The organism is Mucilaginibacter sp. (genome assembly GCF_025362475.1).
Taxonomy (GTDB): Bacteria; Bacteroidota; Bacteroidia; order Sphingobacteriales; family Sphingobacteriaceae; genus Mucilaginibacter.
Genome location: NZ_JANYGH010000079.1, coordinates 1 through 14159, shown reverse-complemented (window position 1 = coordinate 14159; position 14159 = coordinate 1). Strand labels below are relative to the sequence as shown.

Here is a 14159-nt window from a genome sequence, read left to right as displayed (position 1 = left end):
GAATTATCTACTATTCAAGTATCGTTTAAGGTTTGAAATTGTTTTAATATTTAAATTTTTTGCCTGCTGTTTTCTCATCATTAACGCGTAAGCATTATTAAAGCCAATGGGCTTTAGCCATTTTACCTGGTAGCGTTTTATAAATTCCTGCTGCACATAGTTGTATGTACTATCTTTATTTTTGGTTACCCTGGTAACTGTTGCCGGCGATGCCTGTAATATAGCCAGCAAGCCCGTACCGGTATATTCCGGGTAAAAATCTATCTGATCATTGGTCAGGGCGTCGAAACAAATTTTAGTTCCGCCCAGTCCTGTTTTTGTTGATACATCATAATCAGTATACCCCTTTATTAGCATGCTGTACATATTAGCCAGGATATATTGCTCGCCAAAAATTTTTGATCCGATGCGAATGATTCCTGCATTCCCCTCGCGGGATGGTTTATATAGTTTATTGGTTTCCAGGAAATCTTTTGCTACACGTTCTGGGGTTTGGTGAAGATAGTCGGTACGGAAGTTTAATTCCGTCATAATGGAATCATTTATTTTGCCTGCCAGTAAATTTAATGTTTTTTCCAGATCGGGAAATTTCCTGATTGACTCTTCACGAACGATGGGCGCGGCATAATAAGGTGGAAAAATGACTTTGTCGTCATCCAGTACCACCAGGTCATAAGCTTTTAACCGGCCATCTGTTGAGTAGCCGCTTATAACATCCAATTGTTTTTCAAACGCGGCTTTGTACATAACTGCATCGCTGATAACAATGGTGTGGATTTTTAGGCCATACTTGCTTTCCAGCCCAAGGTTACCGTCCTGCCTGCCCATAAACTCGGGCGTAAAACCGGCGGTAAGTTTGCCACCATATGCAGAGGGGATAAAGTAAAACGATGATAATAATGCCAATAAAACCGGTATGCCATAAGCGCCTGCTTTGATCTTTTTGAAGTTTAATTTTTGCACCCTGGAGAGCAGGAAATCAAAAATAATAGCCAGTAACGCTGCCGGGATTGCTCCCGCCAATATCATGTTGGTATTGTTGAGTGATATACCGCCGAAAATAAACTCGCCTAAGCCACCCGCTGCAATATAGGAGGCCAATGTTGCCACGCCCACATTTATTACCGTAGCGGTGCGGATACCGGCCAAAATCACCGGCATAGCCAGTGGCAACTCAACTTTAAACAATACCTGCCACTTATTCATCCCCATAGCCACCGCGGCTTCCTTTACCGCGGCATCAACCCCTGTAATGCCCGTATAGGTATTGCGAATGATAGGCAATAAAGCATAAAGCAGCAATGCCACAATTGCGGGCCTGGCACCGATTCCTAAAAGGGGGATCATAAAACCTAATAATGCAATACTGGGGATGGTTTGCAGTATACCAGCAACACCCAAAACCGGCCCGGATAGTTTTACTTTGCGGGTGATAAAAATACCCAGCGGCAAGCCAATAAGCACGGCTATAAAAAGTGAAATAAAAGTAAGCCCGATATGCTGCAGCGTTTGCATGGCGAGTTTATCGGCCTGTTGCCCCATAAATTCAAATAATGTTTGCTGATGCTCCATCATGCCATTGCTTGTTTATATTGATAAAAAGCAGACATCAATTGCTCAAAGCTTACTAACTTTTGCGTGTGTTGATCTTTATTGATCCTGATGATTTCCTCATTGCTGAATTTGAAACTTTCCAGGGCCGCCCAAAGGTCAATATCAGATGATAGTGAAGATGAATTAAGCTGGTCCTGGTATAATTCTGGCAGCAGGCCCCACAGATCGCGTAGCCGAACTGCTTTAAACTCCAGCTGCAGGCGTTGGTCTTTCAGGAAACCCTCCACAAATTCATTGGCCGGGTTAAATAATAGTTCGGCAGGTGTGCCGGATTGTACAATTTTGCCTTTATCCATCAGGCATATCCTGTCGCCTAATTCAAATGCCTCCTGTACATCATGGGTAACCATAACAATGGTTTTTCTTTTCAGCTCATCAAGTGCTTTAAATTCCTTATGAATGTTTGACCGGGTTACATTATCCAATGCGCCAAAGGGTTCATCCATCAGCAAAACCGGCGGATTGGACACCAGAGCCCGGGCAAGCCCTATTCGCTGTTGCTGACCGCCGCTAAGTTCGTTTGGGTAAGCATGGAGGTAATTTGCATCCAAATGCAGCTTTTCCATCAACTCTGCCGTGCGGGCTTCTATTTTCTTTTTATCCCACTTAAGCAATTGCGGAACAATGGCAATATTTTCGGCCACGGTATAGTGGGGGAATAATCCATTGTTTTGTAATACATAGCCAATGCTTCTCCTTAAAACTTCGGGTTGTTGCTCAAATATGTTTTTGTTGTTGATGTAGATATTGCCACTGTCGGGCTCTATCAGCCGGTTAATCATTTTTAGTGTGGTGGTTTTGCCGCAACCACTAGTGCCCAGCAAAATAAGGTTATCCTGGTCCTGCACCTCAAAAGATATGGTATCGACGGCTTTAATCCTGCCAAAATGCTTGCTTATACCATCTACCTTTATCATGTAGTAAAACTAATCTTCTAAAGCCAAAAAAAGGTTATTCAATGATTCGGAATACAGGGGATGAGCAAAAACGCAATAGCGGATCCTGTCATAAGTAATGCCGCCTTCCATCGCCATTTGTAATACGGTCATAATCTCGCCGCCTTCGGGTCCTAATACGGTAACACCCAGGATTTTTTTTGTTTTAGGATCAACAACCGCTTTCATAAAGCCCCGTGTATCCCCGGTTTCAATGGCCCGGGCCACATATGCCATAGGTAACCGGGCTACTTTATAATCTAAACCTTGCTTTTTTGCCTCCGTTTCATCAATTCCAACCCGGCCCAATTGCGGGTCGGTGAACATGCAATAAGGAACGGGCCTATCTGTGGTATTAAAATTTTGTTTTTCAATGAGGTTGCGGTAAACTATCGTGTAATCATTGTAAGAGATATGTGTAAACGCTGGGCCGCCTTTTACATCACCTAAAGCATAAATGCCCGTCACATTAGTTTCCAGCTTGGTGTTTACTTTGATATGCCCTTTTTCATCTGTTTTTACACCCGCATTAGCTAAGCCCAGTGTTTCGGTATTAGGGGTACGACCAACCGCTATCAGCACATGGGAGCATTTGATTTTTTTTTCCTCTCCGTTAGCCAACACTGTTGCAGTTATTTTACCATCGCCTTTTTGCTTGAATTTGGTGGCCTGTGCGTTTGTATGAATAGTTATCTGCTCTGCCTCCAGTATTTTTTGCATCTCTGCCGATACGTCTTCGTCCTCGTGAGCAACTATTCTTGCTGATTTTTCTAATATGGTTACCTTGCTCCCAAACCGGCGAAACATCTGTCCGAACTCTAAACCTATGTAATTACCCCCTAAAACCAGAAGGTGTTTGGGCACATAATCCAGGTCTAAAATGGTAGTTGAATTAAGATATTTAATTTCATTCAGTCCCTCTATTTCGGGAATAGAGGGTTTTGCACCGGTATTTAAAAATATAAGATCGGCCTGCAGATTTTGATTGCCTCCACTGTTAAGGGCAACAGCAATTGTTTTTTTGCCGGTAAAGGTAGCATCTCCAAAAATAACATCCAGCCCTTTTATTTTCTCAGCTGCATGCTGGCCTCCCACGCGCGAACGCATCACTATATCGTCTTTACGCTTTTTTATCTTGGGCATATTGATAGAGAACCGCTTTACCGATACTCCCAAATCAGAACTTTTAACAGCCATATAAGCCGCTTTTGCCGATGCCACCCAGGTTTTGGTGGGCGTGCAACCATCATTTACACAGGTGCCACCATAAAAACGTTTTTCGATTAAGGCAGTTTTCATCCCGGCCATAGCCAGTTTTTTGGCAAGCGGACCGCCGGCCTGGCCGGCGCCTATGACGATGGCATCGTATTTTTTCATTTTTATTCGGTTATTTTAACACCTTTCCAAAATGCTACATAGTTGGTAATGTTTGCGGCTGCTTCCTTAGGCTGTGGATAATACCAGGCAGCATCTTGATTTATTTTACCATCAACGTTCAGGGTATAATAGGATGCTAAGCCTTTCCATGGGCAGGTTGTGTGCGTGTCGGTGGTTTCAAGGTATTCTGCGTTCACGCTATCTTTTGGGAAATAGTGATTATTTTCAACAATAATTGTATCATTGCTTTCTGCTATAATCTTATCATTCCAGATTGCTTTCATAAGTAAATTGATTTTAGGATAAAGATAGCCTTAACGGGGGCAGATTTACAATTGAAATTGTGCTATTTTGTTTGGTAAATAAAAAAAAGCCGTTCATTATCAGGCAGAAATAAAAAAAAAGAAAAATTTATTTTATTTTTATCATTAAAGCTATATCTTTGCAATCCCAAAATAAGGGAAACAAAAAAGAAAAAATGGCCCGTTCGTCTAGGGGTTAGGACGTTAGATTTTCATTCTAGAAACAGGGGTTCGATTCCCCTACGGGCTACTTAAAACAATATCGAAAGATGCTAAAAACCTGCAAATCAAATGATTGCAGGTTTTTTTGTTTATATCAAAATACCATTTTATGCACCAAATTGCAACAAAAAAGACGCAAATTCGGTGCGTACCTAAATGGAAAAATGCTACGCACCGAATTACTCATAATTAATTGACTATCAAGATGTTCAATCATTAAACATCTTGATAATAGCAGGCGACAAACTTACTTTTGTTTCACTTTTAAGCTTGTAATTATGAAAAGTAATTTCCACCTGCTTTTTTACCTGAGAAAGCAAAAAAACTACAAAGGCGGCCCTATGGCCGTCTACATGCGCATTACCGTAGATGGTAAACGCGTAGAAATGTCTGCCGGACGTGAATGTGATCCGGCCAAATGGAACAGCCATGCGGGGCGAGCCATCGGCGCAAAAGAAGAGATCAAATCGCTTAATAATTATCTGGACAGCCTGCTAACCAAAGTTAGAAATGCGCACCAGGTGCTGATTGATTCAAACCAGCGCGTCACTACTGAAAGCCTACAGAACCAATTCACAGGAAAAACAGAAAAGAGCCGCTATCTGATGAAACTGTTTGCGGAACACAATGCCAAAGTAAAGGCATTGATTGGTAATGGGTTTGAGGCTAATACATTAAAAGGATACAATACGTCTGAAAAACACCTTACTGGCTTCCTGCAAAAAGAGTATGGCAAAACAGATATAGAGATCAGCCAATTAAACTACGCCTTTATTACAGGATTTGAGTTTTACCTGAAAGCAGATTGTAAAATTACTGGTGTATCTGCCGCCAAGTACATTAAACATCTTAAAAAAATAGCTAATCACTGTATTGCTAATGGCTGGCTAAAGCAAAATCCATTCATCAATTTTAAATCCACGGCTAAGGCAAAGGAGCGTACTTTTCTTACGCAGCAGGAACTTGATAATATTACAACATCCCCAAAAATTACGATTGAACGCCTGAAGCAAGTAAGGGATATTTTTGTTTTTTGCTGTTACACAGGTTTGTCTTATGCCGATGTAAAGAAGCTAAAACGCAGCGAGATCGGCATTGGCATGGATGGTGAGCAGTGGATATTTACCAGTCGCCAAAAAACGGATACATCTTCCCGCATACCACTGCTCCCTGTAGCTTTAACTATATTAAACCGTTATCAGGATCATCCCCAATGTGAAAATAAAGGATTGCTATTACCTGTATTGAGTAATCAAAAAATGAATGCTTACCTTAAAGAAATAGCTGACCTATCGGATGTCGTTAAACACTTGACGTTTCACCTGGCGAGGCACACGTTTGCCACAACTGTTACCCTATCCAATAGCGTACCGATAGAAACGGTCAGTAAAATGTTAGGGCATACCAATATCAAAACCACTCAGCACTATGCTAAAATCCTGGATTTAAAAGTGAGCCAGGATATGGCAGCTCTTAAACAGAAATATCTAACCGTTTAATAATTACAACTCTATAAGGTGGCAAAATGGCACCTTATAGAGTTTATTCCCATCGCTAAACGGCATCTAAAATTACTTCAGCCTTGTTCCTGAATCGATAGTCAGATAATATCGCGTCAAATGACTTTAGCAATTTAGCGCGATAATTTATGCTTTTGCGGTCATTGCCTTTGATTGCGCTGAAACCAGCGATGACAAACTGGGTGGCGTGGTCATTATCCCGGAGGTGATCTTTTTGGGTTGCGTTTTTCTTTTTACTGATGGCTTTGGTGAAGAGATCGACACATCCAAAAGGCTCGTCCTTACAAGATATAGTCAGATATTTAGTCAATTCTTCAGACAACTGGAATCCCTTGGTGTCAATAAAAGCATCCAATAATCTTTTCACATCTAAGAATTTTATGTTTTCCAGTTTATAGAGCTGAAAACTTAATTCATCCGAATCGTCCTCTGGTTCGGCGATCTTTAACACGGTGAACAGAATCTCCAGGCATTTCTGTGGCGAGTCCTGGAACAGGTAAAAATGTTCGAGTGCTTCATGTACCGCCCAAAAATGAGTTTTTTTATTGATCGTTAGGAAGTCGGTGAAAATCTTTTTTGCAGTTTCTCTGCCTTTCAGGTACGAAATGAAGATGATGGTAGATATGCCACGGCTGTCTTCGTCTCCCAAGTTTTCTATGCGGATCATCTTTTGGAAGATGGGTTGGAGCTTGTCGAAATCATAATTCGCGAGGTATTGCAGCGACCAAATAGCAGATACCAAAACTTCTTCGTTTCCTTCTTTGTTGAGGTGTTTGGCGAACAAGTTAAATGCCCGGTCGCTGTCTGCGCGCATTAAATAAGCAAAGCGGTAGTAAATGACTGCTCGGATCTGCGGCACCCCGGTTTCCAGAAGCTGGTCAATGACCTTAAATATCCTGTCCTGGTATTTTTTGTCGGTGATATACGATAGATATTCCGCAGCTCTTCCCTTGCTGCTGTTAATGGCCGACGTGACTAAGCCGTTTACCGAGGTCTTATCATGACTTTCTTTTTCCTTCCAATGATTCGGTGTTTCCCCGTTAACCGCTTCGTTGATCACAAAATTCACGAGGTTGTCATTGTAGCAATCATAATGAAAAAGGAAACCTAATGTGGAGAGGAAAAGTGATTGATCTTCCCGGTACTGTTCTTTTTCGATGACGCTTTCAACGAGTGGAAAAAGCACTTTAGCATCAATTTCAGCTTCGGTCAAGCCATAGAGTGCGCGCACTTTATACGTAGGACAGATGTCGTCATCCTCGATGATGGTCCCGACCAGTTCGATATTCTGCTGTGAGAGGTTTTTGGCTAGGTATTCTTTGAAAGCCCAGGAATGCTCATCAAGCCCCCCTTTAAGGTAGTCATCCCAATTATGTTCGTTGTTGTTATATCTTTTAAAAGAACTGATCCAATGTGCCGGGCTCATCTTATGATAAGCCTGTTGTGATAAGGGTCTGCGAACTGCTTGCGCAATGGTAGACTGATATTTTATCGTATCTGCCTTCTCCCCGAATTTTCGTTCTAATTCCTGGTATGTCTTCTTCAGCTCTTTATCATTTGCAATGATTGGCGCAGATAGCCTTTTCAGGAAAAAGTATTTGGTCAGCCCCCAGCTCAGGTGATATTGCTTTTTAACGTTGCGCTGGAAAACAAAAATTTCTTTTTTGATTTTGAGCTGCTTAAGCAGCGCTAAGGAACTTACCTTTTCATATTCCGTAAAATGAAGAAATGATTTTTCAAAGAGTACCCGGAATTCCACGTTCAGCTTTCCTTCGTGATACAGCATTCCGCTTTGGAGCAAATGGGTCAGCAGCTCCGAGACGTCGGACGCGTACAGCTTCGGATCGGCACCAAAAGCGAAGATCAAGAGCCGCAGGTAACTTTCGTTGACGTTGTTTTTAAAGTCTGCAATGAATTTGAGAAAGATCGGGTGACGCTCGGCAGCGGCCACTCTCAAACAGCTCCCCAAAAGTTTATAAAGCAGTCCCGGGTTATCTGCATCTGCGTCTTCGTTGAGGTAAACGCCCTTATATTTGAAATCCCCATTGAAATCGAGATCCTCGTACCGCTCATTATTGATCTGGGCGTCAAGATTGATGAGTAACTGGCTTGCCACAACTAAGGGCATCTTGCTGGTTAATTGTTTGACCAGCTTTATTTCTGTATGATGGTCGTTTCTGCGGTCGTCTTTGTAGTAGTCTTCCGTAAACAAAAGATCTTTAACTTGCTCGTATGCAAAATCAGGTATGTCATCGAGCATGTTTTCCAAAGCATGAAAATAGCCAAACGGATCAACCTCATAGAACTTATCGCAGCGTTTAAACAATTGGATCGCTCTTGGGTCTTTCCACTTATTTAACGTGAAGGCCAGCCAGCGAAGAAGGTCCTGATCTATGATCCTAGCTACAAAGTCAAATATTGTATCTGACTCATCGGACATTCGGTTGCGTAGGTATTGCTGGCTAACGTGCCTGAGATAGTTTTCGGCTATTTGGTTCGGTTGCTTATTGGATTGAAAATATTTTAGATAAAGGGTTCGGAGGAATGTGCTTTTTTTCGACACCACCTGATCTATCAAAAAATCCAGCAAGCCGTTTTTAACAATGATAACCGTCCAGCCGTTACCATAAGCATGTTCCAAAAAAACGGTTTTCAGTTTCGTCGAACGACAAATCTCCTCCAGAAATATTTGCTTCTCCTGTTCACTTGGTTCCTCTATTACAGCCAACATGGAGGCCACTATGTGTTTGACATGGAAAAGTATCCTGCTACTTTTTAACAAATTTTTCAGTTCACGAGCATACCGGTTATGATCGTAATCCCTCAAATAATTGACTATCATTTTAACCGCGGACCTGATGAGGATGGATTGTCTTTGTTCGATGATGTAGAAATAGAGCGACCCTTTGCGTTCGACGAAATCTTTGGCAAAAACATAGTCGTAAAATGATTGGTGAAAGAATTGTAGCTGTGGGCCGTCGACTTTAAGAATCCGTTCACTTTCCAGATAAATCAGTTCCTGGTTTTTATCCTCGAATTGCTGCCTGCCAATGGATATTCGTTGTTCTGCGAACATTTTGTTGGCAATTTTATAGAGAAGCAATTTGAGTTGTTCCGCCTGGATATTAGGATTGGATGTGTTGACAATCTTTTGTAACCAGAGTTCAGAATACAATCCCTGAATGGATGTAAGCCCTGAGAATGGGCCTGTCCTCTTTACATACACGATAGAAAAGATGTTTAGGTTATTCGGTGTCCTTAGTAGTAGCAGAAGTTTAGGCGATAAAGCATCTTTCGGAAATTGCAATTTATGCAACTGCGTTTCGACAGCTGTTTCCGGAAGGAGACCAACCTTGATCTTTTTGATATCCTTGTAGATCTTTAGGGACGGGTCATATTCGAGATCGAAGGTCCGGACCGAAATGATTATCCGCACATTGCTATCGTAAGTAAAATTATCGATCAACTGCCGGAACACGTGCAGGTAATTTCGGTCCGATGACATAGACTGTGATAAAGCATCGATTTGGTCGATCAGAATAACAGTGATATCAAAGTTTTGTTTGCATTGATCAATAAAATCAAAAACGGGTATAGACAGATTGACTTTGGCCTGTAGATCCTGCATATTGACAGGGTATAATTTGTCAGCCTTCAGCGCTAATACAGGGACGTTTTGTTCGGAAAGTTCGTCATATAGATCTTTCAGGATTACGGTTTTACCAATACCGGCATCACCTGCAAGCAAGCAAATATTTTTGTCTCTGCCGGTTTTGTCTTTTTCAGGGGCATTTCCGATCCAATCCAGCAGCTGAATTGTTTCCGGGCGATCAATATGGGAGTCCGGAACCTCTTCGAGCTCGTTTATCTGAAACCGAAGGCTGCCTGAGCCTTTTTGCAGTTCGGATGCGAGCTCGTTTTTATCAAGTGTTTTGTTGACAAAACGCCTGAACTCATTTTTTAGTTCAATGATATGGCTGTTATCCGTTAAGGCCCTGACTTTAAAAAACAGTGGTGTGATATGTTCCACCGCCGGCTCTGCAAGTAAACTATCCAGATCCGCGGGATGTATTTTTTTAACTTTGATAGCCGATAATATGTCGATTACCTTTTCTGTCTGGTCCTCGACCTTTAACAGTGCCAGCGTCGGGGCTTTCAGGCAGTCATTAATCCAGGCCGGCAATTTCGGTTCGCCAGCAATTTTGTGGTTAAATTCATCAATGAAACTGGAACAGTCATTGGCCAGGCCGGTGGTCACGGCGATATAATACTCAAACTGGTTGCGGTCAAATATAAGTGAGGGATTGAGTAGGCTATATAAAGCAAACTTTGTAATCTCTTTCCCGAAGATATCTTTGCTCAGGCTTTTCTCATACTTTTTGCATTGAATAAGCCCGTAGTTCCGTTCATCTTTTAAAAGTGCGCAGTCACGGCCTTCATCACGCACTCCATTCATCAGGCTAATTGTATCATACGGGAGAAATTCCGACCGGGCGATCTTTATTTTATAGATGCTGTAGATGAGTTCTTCAAAGCGACGATGGTCCGAAACCAAGTTATAGGGATAAGATTTCCCTTCGTAGGAAACGGGATCGTTTTTTATTTCTTCCGGCTGTTCGTAGCTGATGATACTCATTGGTTAAAAATAATCCCTTTCTTTCAAACTGGCATTCAGATTAGGAATAAGTTTTTCACATTGTCCACGTAATCAACAGGAATAATTATGCTGGAGATGCATTTATGGGCAGTTCAGCAGATTTGCTTCATTTTGCGCGCTGTCGCGCCCCTCATTTCGCTCACCAGCTTTCTGCCGCAATGGCAACAGCCTGTACTTTTGTCCCCTGGCTCGAAAATTTTCCGCCACGCTTTCGCCGCGCCGAAAGCACAAGCAGTTACTTACCGGAATTCAATTGTTTTTAAATCTTATGAAATTTGCTTTGATGTCTTTTTGCAACTATGTATTTAATGGTATTTACCGACAATATTTCCGCTATTGGCGTTTATTTATTAAGTTAGCTAAACAACATCCTGATTGATGAGTCAGCGCAGCAATTATGCTAACCGTGAACTCGTTGAACGGTTGCTTTCGGGGATATATTTCCTATACCGAAAATCAGCATCGTTACAATTTTATCCTCAATCAACATGCCTGTAATAAAAGATGTAAAAATCGTATAAATGAATCATAGTATTATGGCCAACGTTTTTGTACTTTCAAACGACAGAGTGCCTGACCTAAAGCTTTTTATAACGTATGCCGGAAAATCCGTTTACTTTTGAAATCCTGGCCGAGTACAGCGCTTTGTTTGATGGTGAGATTCCGGAACTTCATGCACTATTGACTGGTATCAGCAGGACCAAATTATTGCAGATTGCAGCTTTTTTTCTTGGATTTTACAACAGGAAATCTGTTTTGGGCAGCCCTTATGAACTGTTGTCCAAATTCCGTCCGGAAAATAATGAGTTCGTAAATGACCTCTGGAAACGGATACAGGCATTGCAAAACAGCTCCGAACGAAAAGTTCGTTTGATCAACCCGCAAACTGCATTACAGCTGTTCGAATATGCCTATGACCACCTAGATGATACAGAGACACAAACTAACGTAGAAATTGAAGTGAACATCATCAAAGCGGTGTTAGTGCAAAATGAGATCAACACGAGAAAACAGGAGCAGTCAGGCCCTACAACCGAACATATCACAAGTTTACTTCGTTATCCTTTATGGAATCTGACACAATCCTTTGCCTATAGTGAACTGATCAATTATTCCATCACCGAACTTTGGGCCTGCCAGCTGATCAAATCTGTATCGCTCTTCCAATTTTTAGCGTCACAAGAAGGAATGCAGCCCCTTTTACAAGCGTTCCTTAATTACTATCATGTAACGGATTGGGAAACCTATCTCAAAAAGGTCATTCCCCTCACCTTATCTGCTTTGAAAAATCAACGAGAGGCACATACCGATATTGTTGTGCAACAAGATGAACAATTGGCTGATAACCTCGCTTTTCTCGAAAAACTGATTGTTAAGGACGAAGAGGCACTGTCTGATATCGATTTCCGCAAAACCAGATCGAAACCATTTTTACGGGTGGATGAGCTGACCTACCGGATCATTTTCAATCCTTTTGTTATAGAAACACTTTACAAAGGCCTGTATTTTAAACTTTATGAGATCAATGCCACACTTCCCGGTGACGTGCAGTTCAAGAATTTACGAAGTCTTTACACCGATGCATTTTCAGAACGCTGGCTTCTTTACCGGATACGGGACAACTTTTTTCCCGAGGATAATGTAAAGTTTACCGGTTCACAGATTAAAGACAGCGGGATCAATGCAGAACCGGATTATTATGCCAGGAAGAATGAAGATATGTACCTTTTCGAGTCAAAGGATATCCTGATCAACGCGGCTGTTAAGGAACAGTATGATTTCAGCTTGCTGGAGGCTGAGTTTAAAAAGAAATTATATTTCGAAGACAAGGGTGGCCGCCGTTCCAATAAAGCGGTATTGCAACTCATGGGCAATATTGAGCGGGCGCTCACCATGCAATTTCCCTTTGACACCTCTTACAAACCGCAGGCCATTAAAATCTATCCTGTATTGGTGCTTCATGACCATTCCTTCCGGGTGCCTGGCTTAAATCATCTCGTTAATAGCTGGTTTATTGTTGAATTAGACAAACTGGCGGTAAAAGGATTTCCTACGAGGCGTGTCCGGAACTTGACCATTATCGATATAGATACTTTGATTTACCGGCAGGATATATTCCGTGAAGAAACGTTTAACCTTGGTGAAATGATCAGCGAGTATCATCAATACGTTTTATTGCCGCGCAGATTGAACGAAACTGATAACCGTACTGCCGGGCAGATCATGAATAATAAGTCTATTGCTTTTGACACGTGGCTTGCAGGCCGACTGGACAAAACCGACTTGAACAAGCCTCCGGGAATGCTCGACGCAATGACTAAAATCATTTTCAATTCGAGGAATACGATTTGATCAGCACATCGTACCCACAGAGCGTTTTTTTGCTGATATTACAGGTTCGTAGGTAAGTGTGAGAATCTAAGGTTGTCACACAGCTCCCTTTTTAAGGGTATCAAAAAATTGCCGGACAAAGTTACTTACCGCATGATCAACCATTGCCATTGTTGTATAAATTGATCCAATCGTAAATCGTTTAGTGTATCCATTATATCCATAGCCTATTTCGTCGTCAAATTCTTGTTCCCACCCTATCCTGTTAAGTTCTTCAGTCAGTGCAACCCTTCCATTTGAAGTTTGTTCAGAAGTATTCCAAAACATCAATGCCGCATTGCCATCTGCTTCAAACCAAACATCGAGTTTAAAAATATTTGAATTTACTTGGTAATTATCGAACAAATAATAGTTGCTTTTGTACCTTATTTGTTTTACAAAAGGACTGAAACCGTCTCCTATTACTGTAGCAAATTTATCCGCCCGGTAAGAAGGGAGTCGGTTTTTCATTTCCACAATATTGTTGATATTTTCAAATGCGTTTTCATTTGAAAGAAGACGATAGAAATCTTCCATTACCCGATTATCCATATTTTTATTTGCGAGATATTTTAATAAAGTAATGTATTGGTAAATAAATGTGTAGCTATCCTGGTTAATATGATCGTTCAGACAATTGCTAAGCCAACCCGTAACTAGATCGTCGGGCATTCCTGTATACACGCCAATATTGCGAACAAGGAGGTCGATTTTTGTGGAAATTTTAGGTGCAAGTTTGAACCCGTCCAAGGAGAGATAAATAATTAGCTCGACATTATAGCCCTTTAGTTCGTGTGAATATTGATAATACCGGTCGATTTGTTCGGCCATGTCCGGAGCGTTATTGACTTTATTTTCTATGATAATTGCCTTTTGTGATACTTCATCCCTTATCCAAATATCTAACCTACCTTGTTCTCGGATCACAGTGGTATTCTCAAAATCATCTTTCCTGATTTTTACGCCGGAAAAGCTGTGGAGGTAGCTAATAAACTGCTTCATAAACCGATCCTGTTCCTGATTGGATATTCCGCTCCATAGTATACCAGTGATTCCGAGGCAAAGTGGACCAGTGATTCCGAGGCAAAAGGGACCAGTCAATAGATAAGAGGTTGCTAGAAGATCACGGTGGAAGGCTGTTTTTTCCATCGGTTATCTTGTA

General features: G+C 41.5%; 9 protein-coding genes and 1 tRNA gene. 4 read left to right on the top strand and 6 right to left on the bottom strand.

All coding sequences use genetic code 11. The features are described 5' to 3' along the window. Positions 1-3: 3 nt before the first annotated feature. The 4 genes from Q0R88_RS26530 to Q0R88_RS26515 are packed head-to-tail and all read right to left on the bottom strand — an operon-like array spanning position 4 to position 4210. On the bottom strand, positions 4-1575 hold the full coding sequence (locus tag Q0R88_RS26530) for an ABC transporter permease/substrate-binding protein (protein ID WP_295721733.1): 1572 nt from the start codon (positions 1573-1575) through the stop codon (positions 4-6). Further along, positions 1572-2531: an ABC transporter ATP-binding protein gene (locus Q0R88_RS26525; RefSeq protein WP_295721731.1), complete on the bottom strand. Its 960-nt coding sequence runs from the start codon at positions 2529-2531 to the stop codon at positions 1572-1574. Before Q0R88_RS26525 ends, Q0R88_RS26530 begins: the two co-directional genes overlap by 4 nt. 9 nt (positions 2532-2540) lie before the next feature. After that, positions 2541-3926, bottom strand: coding sequence for a mercuric reductase (locus Q0R88_RS26520; RefSeq protein ID WP_295721729.1), 1386 nt, complete (start codon positions 3924-3926; stop codon positions 2541-2543). Between the two features lie 2 nt (positions 3927-3928). Next, positions 3929-4210 carry a DUF427 domain-containing protein gene (locus Q0R88_RS26515; protein ID WP_295721727.1) on the bottom strand — a complete coding sequence of 94 codons (282 nt, stop codon included), beginning with the start codon at positions 4208-4210 and terminating at the stop codon, positions 3929-3931. A gap of 196 nt (positions 4211-4406) precedes the next feature. On the opposite strand from Q0R88_RS26515, the gene Q0R88_RS26510 reads away from it, so the two are divergent. Beyond that, a tRNA-Glu gene (locus tag Q0R88_RS26510) sits at positions 4407-4478 on the top strand. A 250-nt stretch (positions 4479-4728) separates the two neighbouring features. Further along, positions 4729-5949, top strand: coding sequence for a site-specific integrase (locus Q0R88_RS26505; RefSeq protein WP_295721725.1), 1221 nt, complete (start codon positions 4729-4731; stop codon positions 5947-5949). Between the two features lie 55 nt (positions 5950-6004). Here Q0R88_RS26505 and Q0R88_RS26500 read toward each other — a convergent pair whose 3' ends face one another. After that, positions 6005-10606: an ATP-binding protein gene (locus tag Q0R88_RS26500; protein ID WP_295721723.1), complete on the bottom strand. Its 4602-nt coding sequence runs from the start codon at positions 10604-10606 to the stop codon at positions 6005-6007. Positions 10607-10693: 87 nt separating this feature from the next. Between Q0R88_RS26500 and Q0R88_RS26495 the strand changes: the two genes are divergently transcribed. Next, on the top strand, positions 10694-10936 hold the full coding sequence (locus tag Q0R88_RS26495; protein WP_295721721.1) for a hypothetical protein: 243 nt from the start codon (positions 10694-10696) through the stop codon (positions 10934-10936). Positions 10937-11224: 288 nt separating this feature from the next. After that, on the top strand, positions 11225-12979 hold the full coding sequence (locus Q0R88_RS26490; protein WP_295721718.1) for a hypothetical protein: 1755 nt from the start codon (positions 11225-11227) through the stop codon (positions 12977-12979). 75 nt (positions 12980-13054) lie between these two features. On the opposite strand, the gene Q0R88_RS26485 is transcribed toward Q0R88_RS26490, so the two are convergent. Further along, a complete protein-coding gene (locus Q0R88_RS26485; RefSeq protein WP_295721716.1) occupies positions 13055-14146 on the bottom strand; it encodes a PD-(D/E)XK nuclease family protein in 1092 nt (363 codons plus the stop codon). Positions 14147-14159 lie beyond the last annotated feature (13 nt).